This is a genomic window from Kutzneria buriramensis, from assembly GCF_003387475.1.
Classification (GTDB): domain Bacteria; phylum Actinomycetota; class Actinomycetes; order Mycobacteriales; family Pseudonocardiaceae; genus Kutzneria; species Kutzneria buriramensis.
On sequence record NZ_QUNO01000010.1, the window covers coordinates 152828 to 171292 of the forward strand.

Here is an 18465-nt window from a genome sequence, read left to right on the forward strand (position 1 = left end):
GCTAGTGGACGGTCCGTGGCGAACCCCGCCGGGCGATCAGCGGACCGTCCCGGCTCGCCACGACCGCCGAGTCGCCGTCCTCATCGGTACGCAACACCGTTGCCCCTTCCTGTCTCAGCGCGTCCAGGATCATCGAACTGGGATGCCCGAACGGATTGCCCGCGCCGACGCTGACCAGCGCCACCCGCGGACGCACCCGTTCCAGGAAGCGCGGCAGCGAGTACCGGCTGCCGTGGTGCGGCACCTTGAGCACGTCGGCGGCGAGATCCTGGTTGGTGCTCAGCAGATCGGCCTGCCCCTCCAACTCGATATCGCCGGTCAGCAGGATCCGTCCGGCGGCGGTGTCGGCGCGCAGCACCAGCGAGGCGTCGTTCACCGGCGTGCCCTCGGCGTCCGGGCCCAGGTGACTGGGCACATCCCTCGGCGCGATCACGTCCAGGCTCAGCCCCGGTAACTCGAACCGTTGTCCCGCAACGACATCCACCTCCTGGACGTTGGCGGCGGCGGTGAGCCGGCGGACCTGGTCCCACGCCCACGCCGGCTCGTGCAGCGGCCCGACACCGACCGCGCCGACCGGGTAGTCGTCGAGCACCGAGGCCAACCCGCCGACGTGATCCGCGTGCAGGTGGCTGAGCAGGATCAGCGGGATGCTGACCACGTCGAGCCGGTGCAGGCAGCCCACGATCGAGCTGAGGTCCGGCCCGGTGTCGATCAACACCACCCGGCCGGGCTGGGACGTCGACAGCACGTGCGCGTCGCCCTGCCCCACATCGCAACTCACCATCGCCCACCCTGTCGGCGGCCAGCCGGATCCGGTCAGCCGTGCCGGTATGAACACCAGCACCGCGCCGACCACGACAACCCCGGCGACCACTCGCAGCCACCGTGAACGCAGCACCGCCCATCCGGCGACAAGTACCGCTGCTAGCAGCACCGCGCCGAGCAGCCCGCTCGGCCACCGCACGGTCGCCAACGGCATCGACGACGTGTAGCGGGCGACGTGAATCAGCCACCACGCCTCCGGACTCGTCGCCCGCGCCAACCACTCCCCCAGCCACTGGCTGGCGGGCGTGGCCACGGTGGCGAGCACTCCGATCACGGTGGCGGGCGCGACGACCGGCTCGGCGACGACGTTGGCGACCACCGCGACCACGCTGACCTTGCCGGACAGGCCGGCGATCACCGGCGCGGTCACCAGGTGCGCGGCGAGCGGCGCTGCCACCGCCTCCGCGACGCCCGGCGGCACTCCCTTTGCCCGCAGCTTGGCCGCCCAGTTCGGCGCGACCAGCACCAGGGCCCCGGTCGCAAGCACCGACAGCGCGAATCCGGCGTTCATGCCGAGTGAGGGGTCGATCGGCATCAACACCAGCACCGACCAGGCCAGCGCCGGCAGCAGCGATCTCTCCCGGCCCATGACCAGGGCCAGCAGCGCAAGGCCGCCCATCACCGCCGCCCGCAGCACGCTCGGCTGCGGCCCGGCGAGGATGACAAAGCCGATCACCGCCAGGCCCGCGCCGACGCCGGCGACACGAGGTCCCCAGCCCAGCAACCGGATCGTGAACAGCACCGCACCCGCGACGATCGCCAGGTTGGCACCGCTGACGGCGAGCAAGTGCGTCATGCCGGCGACCGTGAACTCGTCCGACACCCGTGGCGACAGATTCGTCGTGTCACCGACGACCAGCCCCGGCACCAGCCCGGCCTGTTCCTCCGGCAGCACCGCCGACGCCCGACGCAGGCCGCTTCGCAACGCCGCAGCGACCCATTGCCACACCGGGGCCGGCGTCACCTCGGAAGGCGATCCTCGCGCCTGCACCACCGCGACCGTGAGGTCGCCGCCACGTGCGGGGGCCGCCCGTCCGGTGACGGTCGCAGACTGGCCCGGCAGCAGGTCGGCCCAGCCGGACGCCTGGGCCAGCACGACGATGTCGCCCGCCGGCACGAGGACCCGGTCCGCGCCGCCCTGCCGACTGCCGAACCCCTGTGTTCGCAAGGGTTTCGGCCGTTCCGACACCTCGACGCGCAGCGTGACGATCGCCCCGTGCTCGGCCTGCTGCCGCAGCGGATCCGACGCCGAGGCGTGAATCACCATGGCGATCCAACAGGTCGCCAGCGACCCGAGCGCCACCACCAGCACCGCGTGCGGACGCCAGCGGAGGGACCGGAACGCCAGAACCAACGCCGTGGCGACGGCGAGGACACCGAGCAGCCAGCTGAACTGCCAGCCCCAGGCGAGGCCGACGGTCGCGACCGCCCACACCACGAGGGCGACCGGCAGCATCCGTGTGTCAGTCATGGCGGCGTCTGAGTTCCTTCTCGAACGCCCGTGGCAGCGCCCGTCTGAAGCGGATCACCTCGAACGCCGCCAGCACGGCGGCGGCGCACAGCGGCCACCAGAAGCGCTGTCCGCACACGAAGGCCAGCGAGCCGGCCGGCAGCGCGGGATGCGGCCGGCACGAACGCGGGAACCGAGCTTTGGTCATGTCTGCACCAAGTCCTTCAAGCGGTCGAATCTGGTGGCGCCGATGCCGTCCACCTCGCGGAGCTGGTCCACCGACTGGAAGCGGCCGTTCTTGGCCCGCCACTGGAGAATCCGTTGCGCCATCGTGGGTCCGACGCCGGGCAGCGTCTCCAGGTCCGTCTCGGCGGCGGTGTTGAGGTTGACCTTGCCCGGCGGCTGGCCCGGCACGGGCGCGGGCTGCGGCACGCCGACGGCGACCTGCTCGCCGTCGGACAGCTTGCGGGCCAGGTTGAGTTGGGTCAGGTCGGCGTCGGGCAGCGCGCCGCCGGCGGCGCGCAGGGCGTCCGCCACACGTGAGCCGTCCGGCAGCGTCACCAGGCCCGGCTTGGCGACCTTGCCGACGACGCTGACCACCAGCGGCCCGGCCTTGCCCGTCCCCGCGGTGTGCGCGGTGGTTGGGGACGCGGAGACGGGCAGGGCGGGTGGCTGTTCCAGCACGGGCCGGCTCAGCCACATGCCCAGGGCAGCGGCCAGCGCGGCGAGCAACGCCACGCCGGCAAGGGCGAGTACCACCGTTCGGGGACGGCGGACCCGGGCGCCTCCGGGCAGCCAGCGCTCGACCGACGGTCCCTCCCGGCTCGCGGGCGGATCCTGCTCCTGCGGTTCGGGCACGGCGCCGCCGAGCACCTCGGCCAGGCGTCGCCGCACCTGTTCCGCGTGGTTGGAGGCGCCTGGGCGCAGTCGATCGAGCACGCCGTCGACGCTAGGGCGCGGCGGCCGCGCCCGAGGCCGCGTCAAGATCGAGATGTGGACAAGTCGGGGGCTGTGGACAACTCGGCCGGTGATGATCTTCGGGCGGCCCGGTGGTGTGGTCGAGGTGTCATGCTGGAAGGTTGGGCCGCGGCACGGCGGTGGCGCGGCCGAGCAGGCGGCGGGGCTGGTCCGGGGCAGGGCAGATGGCGAGCCGGGGCAGGTGGCGAGGTCGGTCCGCGTCCGGGCGGGTGGCAATGCCTGGCAGGTTGCGGCAGCGGCCTGGCCGACCAGGTCGCGAGGCTGGCCAGATCGCGAGGCTGGCCAGATCGCGAGGCTGGCCAGATCGCGAGGCTGGTCCGCGGCCGAGCAGGTCGCAAGCCCGGCAACGTGGCAAGGCCGGCCAATTGGCCAGGCCGGCCTGCGGCCGAGCAGGTGACAATGCCTGGACAGGTTCCAGGCCGGGGCAGGTGGCTCGGCAGAGAAGGTCGCGAGCCCGGCAGGCGGCAAGGCCGGTCAGGCCGCGCAACCGGGTCGGGGCCGAGGCTGGTCCGCGGCCGAATCTCAGGCGGGTGGGTTCATCCCGCCCGGAACCACCACCACACCGAGCACGCCGGTGCCGGTGTGGGCACCAATCACCGCGCCGACCTCCGAGATCAGGCAGCCGGGCGAGTTGGGCAGTCGGGACTCCAGCTTCGCGGCCAGCTCGGCAGCGCGTTCGGGGGCAGCGAGGTGGTGCACGGCGAGCTCCACCGGCCCGCGCCCGGCGGCGTTCGCGGCGAGATCAACGAGCCGGGCAATGGCCCGACTGGTGGTGCGAACCTTCTCCAGCGGCACGATCCGGCCGTCTTCGACGTGCAGGAGGGGTTTGACGGACAGCGCGGTGCCGACGAGGGCCGCAGTCGTGCCGATCCGGCCGCCCCGCCGCAGGTGCTCCAGCGTTTCCACGGAGAAGAACGCCCGGGTCCGCGCGGCCACCCTGGTCGCGGCCCGCTCGACCTCGGCGGGCGGCGCGCCGGCGGCCGCGGCGTCGGCGGCGGCCAGGACGGCGAAGCCGAGGCCCATGGCGGTGGACCGCGAGTCGACGATCCGCACCCGGTCCGGCCCGACCTCCTCGGCGGCCATCCACGCCGCGTTCCACGTGCCGGAAAGCTCACCGGACAGGTGTACGGCCACCACTGCCTCGGCGCCGCCGTCCAGGGCCTTGCGGTACTCGGCGGCCAACTCGGCGGGGTTGGCCCGAGAGGTGGTGACGGTTCGCCGGTCACCGAGGGCACCGGCCAGCTCCACCGGTCCGAAGTCCACGCCGTCGAGCCGCTCGGTGCCGTCGACCAGGACGTGCAGCGGGATCACCCGTACCGAGCGACGCTCGGCGAAGCCTTCCGGCAGGTACGCGGTGGAGTCGGTGACGACTGCGACGGACACGGCCGCCCAGCCTACGTGTTCACGCGGTCCACGTGGCGGACCATGTCCGCCAACGCCTGCCCCACGGCCCGGTGCGCCTCGAATCCCCAGTGGATGCCGTCCGGGTTGCCATGCCCGCCGCGCACATGATCACCGGTCAGCGCTGGCACGTCCAGCAGCGGCACGTCGTACCGCGCCGCCCACCGCCGCACCGCCGCCTCCCCCGCCGCACGGCCGGTGTGGACGTAGCCGTACACAGCGGCACGGTGCACGGGCGGTACGAAGCCGACCACGGGCAGCCCCGGCCGCAACGCACGCACGGCCCGGACACAGTCGCCCAGATAGCGCTCGGTCAGCCGCGGGGGCAGCGCCACGGGCCGTCCATCGAGCAGCCGGGACAGGTACGGCTGGGCCGCCAGATACGCCCCGCGCACACGCCGACGCAGACCGTCCGGGCGCAGGAACCGCAGCCCCTCCCGCAGGTACGTCGGCAGCGGCGACGGCAGCGTGTCCATGCCCCCGACTGCCAGCACCAGCACGTCGGCACGGGCCAGCGCCGCCCAGAACCGAGGATCCCCCGTCACCGCCCACCATGCGTCGCGCGCCGTCCACCCGAAGCCGGCAATGAGCTCCGGTACGCCACCCAGCGACGAGGCCGCCACCGACGGCCACAGCCGCGGATCGTCGGCGGCCAGCGGCCCGACCGGCCCGTGGAAACAGAGCGAGTCGCCGACGACGAGCAGGTTCACGCGCCGGCGTTGTACGTGAGCAGCCGCCAGCGGCCGTCGCCGCCGGGACGCCGCGCCAGCACCGCCCAGTGGCAGTTGCTCAGGCCGCCCAGCTGCGGCCAGATCGGCACCGGCATGGTCAGCAGCTGCGCGGTCAGCGCCGTGATCAGGCCGCCGTGCGCGCACAGCAGCACGGTGCCGGACTGCTCCTCGTCCAGCTCGTTCACGAGCTCATGGGCCCGTGTCGCCACCTCGACCCGGGACTCGCCGCTCGGCGGCGCCCACGTGGGGTCGGCCTGCCAGGTGCGGATGCCGCCGGGGTAGCGGACGTCCACCTCGGCGGAGGTGAGTCCCTGCCAGTCGCCGATGTCGGTCTCCCGCAGCCGCTTGTCCAGCCGCAGCGGCAGCCCGCTCGCCTCGGTGAGGATCTTCGCGGTGTCGGTGGCGCGCCGCAGGTCGGAGGCGACCACCAGGTGCGGCTCGTACGCGAGCAGCGCCGGCACGGCGGCCCGCGCCTGCTCCCGGCCCATCTCCGTGAGCGGGGAGTCGAGGTGTCCCTGCCAGTGGCCGCTGGCGTTGTGCTCGGTCTGCCCGTGCCGCCACAGCAGGATTCTGCTCAGGGTCATGAACCGTCCTCACTGGACGAACCGTCGTCGAAGGGGATCTCCGGGCAGTCCTTCCACAGCCGCTCCAGGCCGTAGAAGACCCGCTCCTCGGTGTGCTGGACGTGCACCACGACGTCGACGAAGTCGAGCAGCACCCAGCGCCCCTCGCGGGCGCCCTCGCGGCGCACCGGCTTGGTGCCGGCCTCGCGCATCTTCTCCTCGACGGCGTCCACGATGGCGCCGACCTGACGCTCGTTGGGCGCCGACGCGATCACGAAGCAGTCCGTGATCACCAGCTGGCCGGAGACGTCCAGCACCTTGATGTCGTGCGCCTTCTTGTCGGCGGCCGCGCTCGCGGCCACCAGCGCCAGCCGTCGTGCCTCGTCGGTGGCTGCCACGTCACTCCTTGCGGTTTTGTCCAGAGGGTCGGGTGCAAAGGGTACCGTCCCCGGTCTCGCGAAAAACCCGTTGACCAGGCGGGCGCCGTCGCGATCAGATATCGGCACACGGCCGCAAGGGGTGGCCCAACCGAAGGGAGGTGTGCGAATGCTCGGGAAGTCTCTCGGCGCGCTCGCGCTTCGTCCCGTCGGGCGTACGCGATAGCGCGCCAGGACTGACGAGTACGGGTCCCCCGATCCAGGCGCCGGATCGGGGGATTCCCGTCTTCAGCACTGGTAGAGGCCGCGCTTGGAGATGTACTGCACCACCCCGTCCGGCACCAGGTACCAGACCGGCAGGCCCGCGCACACGCGGTCGCGGCAGGCGGTGGACGAGATCGCCATGGCCGGCACCTCGATCAGGCTCACCGAGCCCTGCGGCAGGTGGTGGCCGTCGAGCCGGAATCCCGGCCGGGTGACGCCGATGAAGTGCGCCTTGGTGAACAGCTCGTCGACCCGCTTCCAGGACACGATCTGCGACAGCGCGTCCGCGCCGGTGATGAAGAACAGGTCGTCGTCGGGGAACCGGTCGGCCAGGTCGCTGAGCGTGTCGGCGGTGTAGGTGGGGCCGCCGCGGTCGATGTCCACGCGGCTGACCGAGAAGCGCGGGTTGGACGCCGTCGCGATCACGGTCATCAGGTAGCGGTCCTCGGCCGGGCTGACGCCGCTGCCCGACTTCTGCCAGGGCTGGCCGGTCGGCACGAAGATGACTTCGTCCAGCTCGAACTTGGCCTGGACCTCGCTGGCCGCCACCAGGTGGCCGTGGTGGATCGGGTCGAAGGTGCCGCCCATGACCCCGATCCGGCGCTTGTCGGTCATAACGGTCCAGCGTAGGCAGCCATCACCCGGACGGCCGCCGCGCGCGCCGAAGTGTGAGGAACGGCTAATCCCGCGGCCGAGGTGAACCGGGGCGCCCGCCGGCAGCGGGCGCCCCGGGCGACTCTCAGTCCAGCGGCGCGATCACCTTGTCGGTGCCGACCTCGCGCACCAGGATCGCCTCCATCGGGCACGACTCGGCGGCGGTGACCACCTCGTCGTCGGCGTCGACCTCGTCGGCGACCGGCGTGCCGTAGCCGCCGTCGAGCTTGAAGTACTTCGGCGAGGTGCCGGCGCACACGCCGGAGCCGATGCACGTGCCCGAGTCGATCGCAACATTCCAGCGGCCGTCTGCCACCGTGTCCTCCTCCAGCCAGTTCAGGAACGCCTCAATCTTCCATCACCAGGTGACGGGCAGTGCCCGCAGGCCGCGGATGAGCCGCCCGGTCTTGAACGGCACCTCCTCGACCGGCACGGCGAACCGCAGGTCGGGGAAGCGGTTCAGCACCGAGCCGACGGCGACCTGGAGCTCCAGCCGAGCCAGCTGGGCGCCGAGGCAGTGGTGGACGCCGTGGCCGAAGGCGATGTGCGGGTTGTTCTCGCGGTGGAAGTCGATCTCGTCGCCGTGGTCGAACACCCCGCCGTCGCGGTTGGCCGACGCCAGCTGTGTCATCACGGCCTCGCCCGCCCGGACCAGGGTGCCGCTGAGCACGACGTCCTCGGTGGCGATGCGCGGGAAGCCGGCGGCGGTGCCCAGCGGGGTCATCCGCAGCATCTCCTCGATCGCCGGGTTCAGCAGCTCCGGGTTCTCCCGCAGGTCGCGCAGCAGGTGCGGGGTGCTGAGCAGCGTGAAGAGGAAGTTGCCGGTCTGGTTGGCGGTCGTCTCGTGCCCGGCGACCAGCAGGGTGACGCCGAACTGGACCAGCTCGGCCTCCGACAGCCGGTCCTCCTCGTCACGGGCCTGCACCAGCACGCCGAGCAGGTCGTCGGTGGGCTGCTCGCGGCGCTGGGCGACCAGGCCGGCCAGATACTCCCGCAGGCCGTCGCGGCCGGCCTGGATCTCCTCAAGGGTGAACGCGTTGAACGCCAGCGCCGCGTCCGACCAGGCGCGGAACTTGTCGCGGTCCTCGTAGGGCACGCCGAGCAGCTCGCAGATCATGGTGATCGGCAGCGGCAGCGCGAGGCCCTCGACCAGGTCGGCCGGCGGGCCCTGGGCCTCGATGTCGTCGAGCAGGCCGTCCACGACCTCCTGCGCCCGCGGCCGCAGCATCTCGATGCGCCGCATGGTGAACGCCTTGGCCACCAGCTTGCGCAGGCGGCTGTGGTCCGGCGGATCCATGGTGAGCAGGTTGGTCTCGTTCTGGATGAGCGGCATCATCCGCGGCACGTCGGCGCCGAGCGTGGCGGCGCGGCTGAACCGCGGGTCGCCCAGCACGGTCTTGACGTCCTCGTAGCTGGTGGCCATCCAGGCCTCGCCGCCGTAGGGCATCCGCACCCGGGCCAGCTCGCCGTTGTCACGCAGCCGGCCGTACTCCGGGTCGAGCTCCAGCCCCTGGGCCTCGCTGAACGGGTACGGACACGCGCCGCGGTCGACTGTCGTCATGTCGGGCTCCCCAAAGCCGAACTGAGATGTAAGCCTCCGCTTACATCACCGAACGATAGGCAGTTGGTTATCAGGCGTCAACAGTCCGGTTCGGTCTCGGCCCGTTCGAGCAGCACGGACATCGCGCGCAGCACGAGCCGCGCCACGGCCCCGGGATCGGCGCTGACCAGCGGCTCCTTGCGGACGACGGTGCGCAGCATGCCGAGGCCGACGATCCAGGCCAGCACCAGGTCGACGCGCAGGTCGGCGTCCTCGGCGTCGGTCAGCGAGCCCAGCACCCGGGTGTAGTCCTCCCCCAGCTGTTTACGGATGGCGTCGGCCGCGCTGTCGTGACCGCTGGAGCGCAGCGCGGCCAGCCACACACCGTCCTGGGCCGCGTCCATGTCCCGGCTGAGCATCTTCGCCAGTGTCCGGGCCAGCACTTGCTCGGCCGGCGACTCGGCGATCAGCACCCGGCTCTCGGTGGCCAGCACGACGTGGAAGAGCTCTTCCTTGGTGCCGAAGTAGCGGAACAACAGCGCCTGGTTCACGCCCGCGCGGTCGGCGATGTCGCGGACGGTCGTCCGCTCGTAGCCGCGCTCGGTGAACAGCTCCTGTGCCGCGCGCAGCAAGGCCGCCTTGGTGGCGGACGCGTCGCGTCTGCGGTGTTCGGGCGCTTCTGAAGTCACGCCCGTGAACGTACCGGCGGTGTCAGGAGGAGGGGCGGACGTGGCCGTCGCCCCACACCACCCACTTGGTCGAGGTCAGCTCGGCCAGCCCCATCGGCCCGCGCGCGTGCAGCTTCTGCGTGGAGATGCCGATCTCCGCGCCGAGGCCGAACTCGCCGCCGTCGGTGAAGGAGGTCGCCGCGTTCACCATGACCGCCGCCGCGTCCACACGGGCGACGAAGTCCCGGGCCGCGCGCACGTCGTCGGAGACGATGGCCTCGGTGTGACCGCTGCCGTGCTGGCCGATGTGCTCCACGGCCTCGTCCAGCGAGTCCACGACCCGCATGGCGATGTCCAGCGACAGGTACTCGGTGTCCCAGTCGGCGTCGACGGCCGGCACCACGTCGGCCAGCTCCGCCGCACGCTTGTCGCCGTGCACGGTGACGCCGTGGGCCGCGAGCTGACGGACCGCCTCCGGCACGAAGTTCTCGGCGACGTCCGCGTGCACCAGCACCGTCTCAGCCGCGTTGCACACACTCGGCCGCCGCGCCTTGGAGTTGATCAGAATCCGGTGCGCCATGTCGAGGTCGGCGTTGCGGTCCACGTAGACGTGGCAGTTGCCGACACCGGTCTCGATCGTCGGCACCGTCGCCTGCTGCACGACCGCCGAGATCAGGCCGGCGCCACCGCGCGGAATGACCAGGTCGACCAGGCCGCGAGCGGTGATGAGGTACTGCACGGAGGCACGGTCGTGACACGGCAGCAGCTGCACGGCGTCGGCCGGGAAGTCGTTGTCCGCCAACACTTCGCGGAGCACCTTCACCAGCGCGATGTTGGACTGCTCAGCGCTGGAGGAGCCCCGCAGCAGGACCGCGTTGCCGGACTTGAGCGCGAGGCCGGCGGCGTCGACCGTGACGTTGGGACGCCCCTCGTAGATCATGCCGACGACGCCCAGCGGGACCTGGACCTGGCGCAGCTCAAGACCGTTGGGCAGGGTCGAGCCGCGGCGGACGTCGCCGACCGGGTCCGGCAGGCCGGCGACCGAGCGCAGGCCGTCGGCGATGCCGCCGATGCGCTTCTCGTTCAGGGCGAGCCGGTCGAGCAGCGCGTCGCCGATGTTCGCCTCGCGGCCGGCGGCCAGGTCGCGCTCGTTGGCGGCCATGATGTCGTCGGCGTTGGCTTCGAGGGCGTCGGCCATGGCCAGCAGCAAGGTGTTCTTGCGCTGGGTGTTGGCCGTGGCCAGTACCTTGGCAGCGACTCGGGCCCGCCTGGCGGCCTCGTGAACCTGTTCCCGCAGGTCGTCGGTCATTGTCGGATTGTAGAACAATCTCGCTCGACAGAGAACAGCTGGTGCCCCGAAGCGCTCGGCCGCCGCCGATGCCTGGACCGCGGCAGTTGTCGATCGAGTCTGTCCATCGATCGACAACTGACAAGGGAAGGCATCGGCCTCGTGGGCGGCCGATGCCCGCCCGGCATGGGCGGCGAAGATACTGTCAGGGTGCTGGTGTAGGCATGGGGGCATGGACGACCTGGCCTTGCGCGAGCAGGCAGAGGAGCACCTCCGATCCCTCGCCGGACCGGAGGCGAAACTCCGTGACGACCAGTGGACGGCGATCAGCGCACTGGTGTCGCAGCGTCGGCGCGCGCTGGTCGTGCAGCGCACGGGGTGGGGCAAGTCGGCGGTGTACTTCATCGCGACGGCGCTGCTGCGTTCCCTCGGCGAGGGCCCGACGGTGATCGTCTCGCCGTTGCTGGCCCTGATGCGCAACCAGGTGGAGGCGGCGGCCCGCGCGGGGGTCCGGGCGGCGACCATCAACTCCGCCAACCTCGGCAAGTGGCAGGAGGTCCAGGACGCCGTCACGGCCGGCGACGTGGACGTGCTGCTGGTCAGCCCGGAACGGCTGAACAACCCGGACTTCCGCGACAACGTGCTGCCGAGTCTGACCGCGAGCGCCGGCCTGCTCGTGGTGGACGAGGCCCACTGCATCTCCGACTGGGGCCACGACTTCCGTCCCGACTACCGCCGCCTCCGCACACTTCTGGGTGAACTGCCGGAAGGTGTGCCGGTGTTGGCGACGACGGCGACCGCGAACGACCGCGTGGTCCGGGACGTCGCCGACCAGTTGGGCATCGGCGGCACGCAGACGTTGGTGCTGCGCGGCCCGCTGGACCGGGAGAGCCTGCACCTGGCCGTCGTCACGCTGCCGAGCCCGGCGGCCCGGCTGGGGTGGCTGGCGGAGAAGCTGACGGAGCTCCCCGGCTCCGGCATCATCTACACGCTGACGGTGTCAGCGGCCGAGGACGTGGCCTCGTTCCTGCGCGAGCGCGGCTTCGAGGTGGCGGCGTACTCCGGCAAGACCGACCCGGCCGAACGCGAACGTGCCGAGGCGGACCTGCTGGCGAACCGGGTGAAGGCGCTGGTGGCGACCTCGGCGCTGGGCATGGGTTTCGACAAGCCGGACCTGGGATTCGTGGTGCACCTGGGCGCGCCGCAGTCGCCGATCGCGTACTACCAGCAGATCGGCCGCGCCGGCCGGGGCGTGCAGCGCGCGGAGGTGCTGCTGCTGCCGGGACGCGAGGACCGGGACATCTGGCAGTACTTCGCGTCGCTGGCCTTCCCGCCGGAACACATTGTGCGGCAAGTGTTGGACGCCCTCGCGGGCAGCGACCGTCCACTGTCGACAGCGGCACTGGAACCGATGGTGGAGCTGTCGCGGAGCCGGCTCGAAGTCGTGCTCAAGGTGTTGGATGTGGACGGCGCGGTGCACCGGGTGCGCGGCGGCTGGGTGTCGACGGGCGGGCCGTGGCACTACGACGGGGAGCGCTACGGCCGGCTCGGCGAAGCGCGGCGGGCCGAGCAGCAGGCGATGCTCGACTATCAGGCGACCGACGGCTGCCGCATGGAATTCCTGTTGCGGCAGCTGGACGATCCGACGGCGGCGCCGTGCGGGCGGTGCGACAACTGCACGGGCCGGCGGTGGAGCGTCGAGGTGTCCGGGCAGGCATCGACGGCGGCGCAGGACCGGCTCAACCGGCCGGGCGTGGAGATCGCGCCGCGCCGGATGTGGCCGAGCGGCATGTCGGGCCTGGGCGTTCCGCTGTCGGGAAAGATCCCGGCGGGCCAGCAGGCCGAGGAGGGTCGGGCCCTGGGCCGGCTGACCGACATCGGCTGGGGCAATCGCCTGCGCGACCTGCTCGCGGAGAACACCCCGGATCAGCCGGTGCCGGACGACGTGTTCCAGGCGTGCGTGCAGGTGCTCGCCGCCTGGAAGTGGTCGCAACGGCCGTCGGGCGTGGTGACGATCGGCTCGCGCCGGCGGCCGAAACTCGTCGCCAGCCTGGGTGAGAGGCTGGCGTCGATCGGCCGGCTGACCTACCTCGGCGAGGTCACCTCGGCCGGCGAGGGCAGCCGGCGCAGCAACAGCGCGCAGCGGCTGGCCGGTCTGTGGCAGGGGCTGCGCGCGCCGGAGTCGCTCGCCGCCGACGGGCCGGTGTTGCTGGTGGACGATCTGGTGGACAGCGGCTGGACGATGACGCTCGCCGCACGACTGCTCCGGGAAGGAGGCGCGCCCGCGGTGCTGCCGTTCGCCCTGGCGGTCACGAACTAGGTGTAACGCGAGGAACCCCCGGGAGCGATCTCACCACAATCCGCTCATCACGGAGGAGAGTCGTGAGCACTCTGGGGAAGGCCGACCGGCAGGAGCTCCTGCTGGTCCGGGCCGAGCAATTCGCGAAGGTCATTCTGGTCAACGTGCGCCGGGAGTTCCCGAACGACATCAGGCACATGATGAAGGGGCCCGGTGAGCTGCCGAACCGGCCCAAGGACGTGTTTCCGGCGTTCTACGGCTGTCTCGACTGGCACTCGTGCGTGGAGATGCACTGGGCGGTCGTGCGCCTGCTGCGCACGGTGCCCGACAGCGTCCCGGCGGACGAGATCCGAGCGGTGCTCGACGAGCACCTGACAGCCGACAACATCGCCGTGGAGACCCGCAGTTTCCACGAGTTCGACCGGCACTCCCGGCCCTACGCGTGGGCCTGGGAGCACATGCTGCACCACGAGTTGTCCACCTGGGACGACCCGGACGCGCGGCGCTGGGCGGCGAATCTGACGCCGCTGACGGAGACGATCACGGACGCGTTTCTCAGCTGGCTGCCCAAGGCCACCTACCCGGACCGGCAGGGCATGCACTACAACGGCGCGTTCGGGCTGTCCCGGGCGTTGCCGCACGCCCGCGCGCTGGCCGACCGGGGCGAGCCGGCGCTGCTGGCCGCCGTCATCGACGCCGCACACCGCTGGTTCGACGACGACACCGACTATCCGGCCCGGTACGAGCCGGGCGGCGCCGATTTCCTGTCGGCCGCGCTCTGCGAGGCGGAACTGATGGCGAACCTGTTCGGTCCAACCGAGTTCACCCGATGGTTCGATCGATTCCTGCCGGACATCACGAACAGCGGGCTGTTTACGCCGGCCGTCGTTTCCGACGACTCCGACGGCCAGATCGCACATCTGCACGGATTGAATCTGAGCCGCGCGTGGTGCCTGCTCCGACTGGCCGCAGCCCTTCCGCCGACCGATGTCCGCATCCCCGCGATGCGCGAGGCCGCGGCCGCCCACGCGGTGCCGGAACTGGACCTGACCAGCGGCACCGACTACATGGTCGAGCACTGGCTCGCGACCTACGCGGTGCTGCTGCTCACCTGACGACAAGCCGTGCAAAAGGGATCAATCACCGGCGGGAACCCCCCGAAAGTAGCTACCGCCGCGCTGTTGCCCCGTTGAAAGATCAGTACGGGTTCCGCCGGGGAATCTGATCAGTTCCCCGGCGGAATTCCGGGAATTGACGCCTGTCCCTCCACCACCCCTGCAAGGCGCTCCCCGCATCGCCGATCAGCGAACGGGAGGCGCCGGTGAAAGGATCGGAAATGCACGCCACTCGTCTCACCCGTGCCCTGGTCGCGGCGGCCCTGGCGGCCGCCAGCCTCGCCGGCACGGCTGTCGCCGCCACCGGCCCGGCCTCCTTCGGCCCCCAGCTGAAGTTCGGCCACGGCGCGGGCAGTGCCTTCTCCGGCGGCAACTGGGGCGGCTACGCCAGCTTCGGCAGCTGGACGACGGCGACCGCCAGCTGGACCGAACCCTCGGTCACCTGCCGGTCCACCAACGACCTGTTCGCGCCGTGGGTGGGCATCGACGGCGACGGCTCCTCGACGGTCGAGCAGACCGGTGTCGCCACCGACTGCTCCAGCGGCCACGCGGTCTACCAGGCGTGGTACGAGATGTACCCGGCCGCGCCGGTGTACTACAGCAACGCCGTCAGCGCCGGCGACCACTTCACCGCCACGGTGACCCGCTCCAGCAACAGCTACAAGCTGACCATCAGCGACACCACCAAGGGCTGGACCAAGACCACCACCAAGTCGCTGAACGCCAAGCACTCCTCGGCCGAGGCGATCATCGAGTCGCCCACCGACTCGTACCCGTCGATCGCCGGCAACACCATCTCGTTCACCGGCGTGAAGTTCGACGGCAAGACGCTGAAGGCCACCAACCCGTCCGCGCTGGACGCGGACGACCGCGGCACCAACACCTGGATCCCCGGCGCGATCAGCTCCGACGGCACCGGGTTCTCGATCACCAGGCACTGACCCAGCGCCTGCGGTAGGCAGCCGCACCCGTCACGGGCGATCCCTGTGGCGGGTGCGGTTCTCATTTCCGGGGATTGAAATCCCGGTCAGGTCCGGTGCGGCAGCGGCACCAGGTCGTCGGCGTGCACGACTTCGCGGCGCTGTTCCGGCGCGAGGTGCGCGCTGGATCGGCCGATCATCGCCGGCAGCTCGACGGCGTCGAAGGCGACGACACCGCGGGCGACCACCCTGCCGGTCAGGTCGGTGAGGTCGACGACGTCGCCGGCGTCGAAATCGCCGGCCACGTCGGCGATGCCTGCCGCGAGCAGTGAACGGCGGCGGGTCACGACGGCGGCGACGGCCCCGTCGTCCAACTTGAGGCTGCCGGCGGAATCGGCGGCGTGGGCGAGCCAGAACCGGCGAGCCGACAGCCGCGAACCGGTGGCGGCGAAGGCAGTGCCCACGTCAGCGGCGGACAGAGCCGTGGCGGCATCGGCGGCGGACGCCAGCAGCACCGGCACGCCGGCGGACGACGCCAGGCGGGCGGCGGCGAGCTTGGACGCCATGCCGCCGGTGCCGACGCCGGAGGCGCCGGTCGTGCCGGCGATGACGTCGGCCAGGTCGGACTCGTCGGCGACCTCGGTGATGCGCCTTGCCCCGCCCCGCCGGGGATCCCCGTCGTACAGGGCGTCCACATCGGACAGCAGCACCAGCGCGTCGGCCCCGATCAGGTGCGCCACCAACGCGGCGAGCCGGTCGTTGTCACCGAAACGAATCTCGTCGGTGGCCACGGTGTCGTTCTCGTTGACGACCGGCACCACGCCCAGCGCCAGCAGCCGGGAGAAGGTGCGCTGCGCGTTCCGGTAGTGGGAGCGACGCACGACGTCGTCGGCGGTGAGCAGCAGCTGGCCGACGGTCAGGTCGTAGCGGGCGAACGAGGTGGCGTAGGCGTGGACCAGTTCCAGCTGGCCGACGCTGGCCGCGGCCTGCTGGGTGGCGAGGTCCTTGGGGCGCTTGCCGATGCCCAGCGGCGCCAGGCCCGCCGCGATCGCGCCGGACGACACCAGCACCACCTGGCTGCCGGCCTTCGACCGCGCGGCGAGCGCGTCGACCAACGCGTCCAACCGGCTCGGGTCCAGGCCCCCGATCGCGGTGGTCAGTGAGGAAGATCCGACCTTGACCACGATCCGCTTCGCGGCGGCCACCGACTGGCGGGCCTGCGACACGACCTACTCCTCGGAGTCTTCGCCCGATTCATCGAGCACAGCGTCGTCGAATTCCGGCCACTCGCCCGGGGTCCGCCGGGCCTTGCGGGCCGCCTTGCGCTCGGCCGCGCCGACGCGGTTGTTGGTCTCCAACCGGACGTCGGTGCCGCGACCCGTCATCAGTACCGCGATGCCGGCCGGCGTGGACGGTTCCCAGTCGAACGTCACGTCGCCGATGGTGACCGGGCAGCCCGGCACCGCGCCGGCCTTGGCCAGCGCCTCCTCCACACCCAGCCGGGCGAGCCGGTCGGCGAGGTAGCCGACGGCCTCGTCGTTGGAGAACTGGGTCTGGCGGATCCACCGCTCCGGCCGGCTGCCGCGCACCACGAAGCCGCCCTCGTTCTCCGGGTCCGGCTCGACGGTGAAGCCCTGGTCGTCGACCGCGACCGGCCTCAGCACAATGCGGGTCGGCTCGAGGATCGGCTGCGCCGCCCGGTGCTCCTCGACGGCCTTGGCCAGGGCGAAACTCAGCTCCCGCAGGCCGGTCCGGGTCACCGTGGAGATCTCGAACACCGGCAGGCCGCGGGCCTCGATCTCGGGCCGCACCAGCTCGGCGAGATCCTTGCCGTCCGGCACGTCGGTCTTGTTCAGCACCACCAGCCGCGGCCGCCCGGCCAGCTCGCCACCCAGCGACGGCGTGTACCGGCCGAGTTCGGCCTCCAGCGCGTCGATGTCGGACAGCGGGTCGCGGCCGGGCTCGTAGGTGGCGCAGTCGACGACGTGCACCAGCACGGCGCAGCGCTCGATGTGGCGCAGGAAGTCCAGGCCGAGGCCCTTGCCCTCGCTCGCGCCGGGGATCAGGCCGGGCACGTCGGCCATGGTGAAGACCGACTCGCCCGCGGTGACCACGCCGAGGTTGGGCACCAGCGTGGTGAACGGGTAGTCGGCGATCTTGGGCCGCGCCGCCGACAGCACGGCGATCAGCGACGACTTGCCGGCGGACGGGAAGCCGACCAGGCCGACGTCGGCGACCGACTTGAGCTCCAGGACCAGGTCCCGGGTCTCGCCGTCCTCGCCCAGCAGCGCGAAGCCGGGGGCGCGGCGGGCCTTGGAGGCCAGCGCGGCGTTGCCGAGGCCGCCGCGGCCGCCCTGGGCCGCGACCAGCCGGGTGCCGGCGCCGACCAGGTCGGCCAGCACCTCGCCGCTCGGGCTGAGCACCACGGTGCCGTCGGGGACGCGCAGCTCCAGGTCCTCGCCCTGGGCGCCGTCGCGGTTCGCGCCCTGGCCCTGGCGGCCGTTGGTGGCGCGGGCGTGCGGGCGGAAGTGGAAGTCCAGCAGGGTGTGCACGCTGGGGTCGACGACCAGCACGACGTCGCCGCCGCGACCGCCGTTGCCGCCGTCCGGGCCGCCCAGCGGCTTGAACTTCTCGCGGTGCACCGAGGCGCAGCCGTTCCCGCCGTTACCGGCCGCCACGTGGATGGTCACGCGGTCAACGAAGCGAGACACGAGAAGAACTTCCTTCCGGAGCATGAAAAAACGAGGGGTGAACCGGTTGTACGCCGGTCACCCCTCGTCAGAAATCGATCCTCAGGCGGAGACGGCAGCCTCGACCGGGACGATGTTGACGGTCTTGCGACCGCGCTTGATGCCGAACTCGACGGCGCCGGCCGACAGCGCGAACAGCGTGTCGTCCTTGCCGCGGCCCACGTTCACCCCGGGGTGGAACTTGGTGCCGCGCTGGCGGATCAGGATCTCGCCGGCCTTGACGACCTGACCGCCGTAACGCTTGACCCCGAGGTACTGAGCGTTGGAGTCACGGCCGTTGCGGGAGCTGGATGCACCCTTTTTGTGTGCCATGGCTGGTCAGGTCCTCACTTAGTGATGGCGGTGACCTCGACGCGGGTCAGCTTCTGGCGGTGACCCTGGCGCTTGTGGTAACCGGTCTTGTTCTTGAACTTGTGGATGCGGATCTTGGGGCCCTTGGTGTGCTCGACGACCTTGGCGGTCACCGAAACCTTGCCCAGGGCGTCGGCGTCAGCGATGACATCGCTGCCATCGACGACGAGCAGCGCTGGGAAGCTGACTTCGGCGCCCGGTCCACCGTCGAGCTTCTCGACCTGGACGATGTCGCCGACGGCAACCTTGTACTGCTTGCCGCCAGTCTTGACGATCGCGTACATCGGGACG

The 18465-nt window shown here is 71.5% G+C and carries 19 protein-coding genes; 3 read left to right on the forward strand and 16 right to left on the reverse strand.

The window, feature by feature from the left end; translation table 11 throughout:
• Window position 1 precedes the first annotated feature (1 nt).
• The 12 genes from BCF44_RS28435 to BCF44_RS28490 all read right to left on the reverse strand — a co-directional run bounded on the left by BCF44_RS28435 (window position 2) and on the right by BCF44_RS28490 (window position 10760).
• Entirely contained in the window at window positions 2-2296 is a 2295-nt protein-coding gene (locus BCF44_RS28435) for a DNA internalization-related competence protein ComEC/Rec2 (RefSeq protein WP_116177471.1), read from the reverse strand.
• Window positions 2289-2483 (reverse strand): hypothetical protein, encoded by a 195-nt coding sequence (locus tag BCF44_RS28440; RefSeq protein WP_116177472.1) that lies wholly within the window; start codon window positions 2481-2483, stop codon window positions 2289-2291. The genes BCF44_RS28435 and BCF44_RS28440 overlap by 8 nt, the downstream gene beginning before the upstream one ends.
• Window positions 2480-3214, reverse strand: coding sequence for a ComEA family DNA-binding protein (locus tag BCF44_RS28445; protein WP_246015655.1), 735 nt, complete (start codon window positions 3212-3214; stop codon window positions 2480-2482). The genes BCF44_RS28440 and BCF44_RS28445 overlap by 4 nt, the downstream gene beginning before the upstream one ends.
• 561 nt (window positions 3215-3775) lie before the next feature.
• The gene (locus BCF44_RS28450; RefSeq protein ID WP_116177473.1) at window positions 3776-4636 is read right to left on the reverse strand and encodes a DegV family protein; all 861 of its coding nucleotides are present in this window, start codon (window positions 4634-4636) and stop codon (window positions 3776-3778) included.
• An 11-nt stretch (window positions 4637-4647) separates the two neighbouring features.
• The gene (gene octT / locus BCF44_RS28455; RefSeq protein ID WP_116177474.1) at window positions 4648-5364 is read right to left on the reverse strand and encodes a diglucosylglycerate octanoyltransferase; all 717 of its coding nucleotides are present in this window, start codon (window positions 5362-5364) and stop codon (window positions 4648-4650) included.
• Window positions 5361-5969 (reverse strand): histidine phosphatase family protein, encoded by a 609-nt coding sequence (locus BCF44_RS28460; protein WP_116177475.1) that lies wholly within the window; start codon window positions 5967-5969, stop codon window positions 5361-5363. The genes octT and BCF44_RS28460 overlap by 4 nt, the downstream gene beginning before the upstream one ends.
• The gene (gene rsfS, locus BCF44_RS28465) at window positions 5966-6346 is read right to left on the reverse strand and encodes a ribosome silencing factor (protein ID WP_116177476.1); all 381 of its coding nucleotides are present in this window, start codon (window positions 6344-6346) and stop codon (window positions 5966-5968) included. Before rsfS ends, BCF44_RS28460 begins: the two co-directional genes overlap by 4 nt.
• Window positions 6347-6613: 267 nt before the next feature.
• The gene (gene nadD, locus BCF44_RS28470; protein WP_116177477.1) at window positions 6614-7204 is read right to left on the reverse strand and encodes a nicotinate-nucleotide adenylyltransferase; all 591 of its coding nucleotides are present in this window, start codon (window positions 7202-7204) and stop codon (window positions 6614-6616) included.
• A gap of 124 nt (window positions 7205-7328) precedes the next feature.
• Window positions 7329-7559 (reverse strand): ferredoxin, encoded by a 231-nt coding sequence (locus BCF44_RS28475; protein ID WP_116177478.1) that lies wholly within the window; start codon window positions 7557-7559, stop codon window positions 7329-7331.
• A gap of 42 nt (window positions 7560-7601) precedes the next feature.
• Entirely contained in the window at window positions 7602-8804 is a 1203-nt protein-coding gene (locus BCF44_RS28480) for a cytochrome P450 (RefSeq protein WP_116177479.1), read from the reverse strand.
• Between the two features lie 77 nt (window positions 8805-8881).
• Window positions 8882-9472 carry a TetR/AcrR family transcriptional regulator gene (locus tag BCF44_RS28485; protein ID WP_116177480.1) on the reverse strand — a complete coding sequence of 197 codons (591 nt, stop codon included), beginning with the start codon at window positions 9470-9472 and terminating at the stop codon, window positions 8882-8884.
• Window positions 9473-9494: 22 nt separating this feature from the next.
• Entirely contained in the window at window positions 9495-10760 is a 1266-nt protein-coding gene (locus tag BCF44_RS28490; protein WP_116177481.1) for a glutamate-5-semialdehyde dehydrogenase, read from the reverse strand.
• 211 nt (window positions 10761-10971) lie between these two features.
• On the opposite strand from BCF44_RS28490, the gene BCF44_RS28495 reads away from it, so the two are divergent.
• The 3 genes from BCF44_RS28495 to BCF44_RS28505 all read left to right on the forward strand — a co-directional run bounded on the left by BCF44_RS28495 (window position 10972) and on the right by BCF44_RS28505 (window position 15094).
• Entirely contained in the window at window positions 10972-13059 is a 2088-nt protein-coding gene (locus tag BCF44_RS28495; RefSeq protein WP_116177482.1) for a RecQ family ATP-dependent DNA helicase, read from the forward strand.
• A 62-nt stretch (window positions 13060-13121) separates the two neighbouring features.
• The gene (locus BCF44_RS28500; protein WP_246015657.1) at window positions 13122-14153 is read left to right on the forward strand and encodes a DUF2891 domain-containing protein; all 1032 of its coding nucleotides are present in this window, start codon (window positions 13122-13124) and stop codon (window positions 14151-14153) included.
• Between the two features lie 221 nt (window positions 14154-14374).
• Window positions 14375-15094 carry a G1 family glutamic endopeptidase gene (locus BCF44_RS28505; RefSeq protein WP_116177483.1) on the forward strand — a complete coding sequence of 240 codons (720 nt, stop codon included), beginning with the start codon at window positions 14375-14377 and terminating at the stop codon, window positions 15092-15094.
• A gap of 86 nt (window positions 15095-15180) precedes the next feature.
• Here the strand turns inward: BCF44_RS28505 and proB are convergent, their stop codons facing one another.
• The 4 genes from proB to rplU are packed head-to-tail and all read right to left on the reverse strand — an operon-like array spanning window position 15181 to window position 18458.
• Complete coding sequence (proB, locus tag BCF44_RS28510; protein WP_116177484.1) at window positions 15181-16299, reverse strand: glutamate 5-kinase; 1119 nt, start codon at window positions 16297-16299, stop codon at window positions 15181-15183.
• A gap of 3 nt (window positions 16300-16302) precedes the next feature.
• Complete coding sequence (obgE, locus tag BCF44_RS28515) at window positions 16303-17808, reverse strand: GTPase ObgE (RefSeq protein ID WP_116177485.1); 1506 nt, start codon at window positions 17806-17808, stop codon at window positions 16303-16305.
• 57 nt (window positions 17809-17865) lie between these two features.
• Window positions 17866-18135 (reverse strand): 50S ribosomal protein L27, encoded by a 270-nt coding sequence (gene rpmA / locus BCF44_RS28520; RefSeq protein WP_116177486.1) that lies wholly within the window; start codon window positions 18133-18135, stop codon window positions 17866-17868.
• A 14-nt stretch (window positions 18136-18149) separates the two neighbouring features.
• Window positions 18150-18458 carry a 50S ribosomal protein L21 gene (rplU, locus tag BCF44_RS28525; protein ID WP_043717997.1) on the reverse strand — a complete coding sequence of 103 codons (309 nt, stop codon included), beginning with the start codon at window positions 18456-18458 and terminating at the stop codon, window positions 18150-18152.
• Window positions 18459-18465: the final 7 nt, after the last annotated feature.

Excerpts from the sequence above, each read along its gene's own strand:
- BCF44_RS28505 (WP_116177483.1), top strand. The coding sequence starts at position 14,375 with ATGCACGCCACTCGTCTCACCCGTGCCCTGGTCGCGGCGGCCCTGGCG.
- BCF44_RS28490 (WP_116177481.1), bottom strand. The coding sequence starts at position 10,760 with ATGACCGACGACCTGCGGGAACAGGTTCACGAGGCCGCCAGGCGGGCC.
- rpmA (WP_116177486.1), bottom strand. The coding sequence starts at position 18,135 with ATGGCACACAAAAAGGGTGCATCCAGCTCCCGCAACGGCCGTGACTCC.
- BCF44_RS28440 (WP_116177472.1), bottom strand. The coding sequence starts at position 2,483 with ATGACCAAAGCTCGGTTCCCGCGTTCGTGCCGGCCGCATCCCGCGCTG.
- obgE (WP_116177485.1), bottom strand. The coding sequence starts at position 17,808 with ATGCTCCGGAAGGAAGTTCTTCTCGTGTCTCGCTTCGTTGACCGCGTG.
- BCF44_RS28495 (WP_116177482.1), top strand. The coding sequence starts at position 10,972 with ATGGACGACCTGGCCTTGCGCGAGCAGGCAGAGGAGCACCTCCGATCC.
- nadD (WP_116177477.1), bottom strand. The coding sequence starts at position 7,204 with ATGACCGACAAGCGCCGGATCGGGGTCATGGGCGGCACCTTCGACCCG.
- BCF44_RS28435 (WP_116177471.1), bottom strand. The coding sequence starts at position 2,296 with ATGACTGACACACGGATGCTGCCGGTCGCCCTCGTGGTGTGGGCGGTC.
- BCF44_RS28460 (WP_116177475.1), bottom strand. The coding sequence starts at position 5,969 with ATGACCCTGAGCAGAATCCTGCTGTGGCGGCACGGGCAGACCGAGCAC.
- BCF44_RS28480 (WP_116177479.1), bottom strand. The coding sequence starts at position 8,804 with ATGACGACAGTCGACCGCGGCGCGTGTCCGTACCCGTTCAGCGAGGCC.
- rplU (WP_043717997.1), bottom strand. The coding sequence starts at position 18,458 with ATGTACGCGATCGTCAAGACTGGCGGCAAGCAGTACAAGGTTGCCGTC.